The following is a 675-nucleotide window of genomic DNA, read 5'->3' as shown; positions in this document are numbered from 1 at the left end:
ATAAGAAAAAAGCCAATCACTCATATGATGAGGATTGGCTTTTTTGTTTATAGATATTTGACGGCTGCGACAACGATCATAATCCAAGAAATAATAAACGCCACACCGCCGAGCGGGGTGATCGCTCCAAGAATGGAGATTTGCGTCACACTTAGAATATATAAGCTTCCGGAAAACAGCACAATTCCCGCAAACATCAGCCATCCGGCTGTCGTGACACTGCCTATGCCGGATAATTTATCAGCCAGAAACGCGACAACGAATAACCCAAGGGCGTGATACATATGATACTGCACGCCTGTGTGCCAAACCTGAAGATATTTATCAGGTATTTTCCCTTCTAATCCGTGAGCGCCGAATGCTCCGAGTCCCACGGCAAGCAGGGCGTTAATGGCCCCTAATATGATAAAAACTTTCATCTATCTCTCCCGCCTTTTCGTTAAACTCATATCATTTATCTTATCGCACCTGCACCAAAATTCAATGTTTGTTCTCCGTTGACACGAGATTGTCGGATTTTCTCCTGCGCCAAAGCTGGAACTGGTCAGCCGCTATTGCAGCAAGCGTCCCTAATACGAGCCCGTTGCTTAAAAGAGAAATAAATACCGGATGCAATCCCTTTAACGCAGTTTCAGGAACAAACATGATACCAACCCCTGTCAGCAGTGAGATGCC

At 45.3% G+C, this 675-nt stretch carries 2 protein-coding genes; both read right to left on the bottom strand.

Annotation, left to right across the window (positions count from 1 at the left end; all coding sequences use genetic code 11):
• Positions 1-47: 47 nt before the first annotated feature.
• Positions 48-419, bottom strand: a complete 372-nt coding sequence (locus ACWHAR_RS27830; RefSeq protein WP_003227446.1) for a DUF423 domain-containing protein — start codon at positions 417-419, stop codon at positions 48-50.
• A gap of 61 nt (positions 420-480) precedes the next feature.
• Positions 481-675, bottom strand: a 195-nt coding sequence (locus tag ACWHAR_RS27825; RefSeq protein ID WP_452088536.1) for a purine/pyrimidine permease, incomplete at its 5' end; no start/stop codon positions are given.

The sequence above is a fragment of the Bacillus sp. LR--39 genome, from assembly GCF_053613335.1.
This window is presented reverse-complemented; position numbering and strand designations above follow the sequence as displayed.

What these genes read in the sequence shown, in the direction of transcription:
- ACWHAR_RS27830 (WP_003227446.1), bottom strand. Translation starts at nt 419, where the DNA reads ATGAAAGTTTTTATCATATTAGGGGCCATTAACGCCCTGCTTGCCGTG.